Source organism: Leyella stercorea (assembly GCF_021531355.1).
Lineage (GTDB): Bacteria > Bacteroidota > Bacteroidia > Bacteroidales > Bacteroidaceae > Prevotella.
Window position 1 is genome coordinate 1 of record NZ_JADYTS010000184.1, and the last position, 822, is coordinate 822.

Consider the following 822-nt stretch of genomic DNA (forward strand, 5'->3'; position numbering starts at 1 on the left):
ATAAAGAAAGCCTATATATGGGTGGTGACTGCAGTAAACACCGGTCTTGTATACTACTTCTATCATGACGGCTCCAGAAAGGAGGACATCATACTGGATTATATAAAGGGCTATAAAGGGGCCTTCCAGTCAGACGGTTTTTCTCCATACCGTAAAATGGCAAAGTGGCTGTTGCGTCTGGCATGCTTCCAGCATGTAAAGAGAAAGTTTCTCGATTGTGGGGACGATTTCGATGCCAAGGTTATCGTACGCCTTATCAACTTCCTTTACCACAAGAACCACAAACATAAGATCGGAGAAGACGGCTGGACGGAACGCGACAACTACAAATGGCGACAACAATACGCAATACCAGTCATGCATCTCATAAAGAAGAAGCTTGACCGCATGGCAGCCGACAACCGCCTTCTGCCTAAGACGGAGAAGTATGAAGCCGTGCATTATATGCTTAACGAGTGGGATGCCCTGATGAATATCTTCACAAGAGGAGATTACCATCTGGACAACAACCTTGTGGAACGACTCAACAGATACATATCTTTATCCCGGAGAAACTCGCTTTTCTTCGGGTCGCATGCCGGTGCCAGACGTGCTGCCATGTTCTATTCGCTTGCATGCTCCTGCCGGCTGCAAGGTGTCAACTTCTTTGAATATATATCTGATGTCATCAACAAAGCGGCAGCACTGCCACCAAGAACACCGCTAAGCAAGTACCGTGACTTGCTGCCGGATAAATGGAAACAAAAAAATATCGCTCAAGAATAAAAGCTTGAGCGATATTTTTTTTGATAGTGTATCTACTAGCATCGCGGATACGCTTAC

At 45.6% G+C, this 822-nt stretch carries 1 protein-coding gene; it reads left to right on the top strand.

Annotated elements, in window-relative coordinates; genetic code table 11:
• A partial coding sequence (locus I6E38_RS14960) for an IS66 family transposase (protein ID WP_235394726.1) occupies nucleotides 1-765 on the top strand: 765 nt, incomplete at its 5' end.
• Between the last annotated feature and the right edge of the window lie 57 nt (nucleotides 766-822).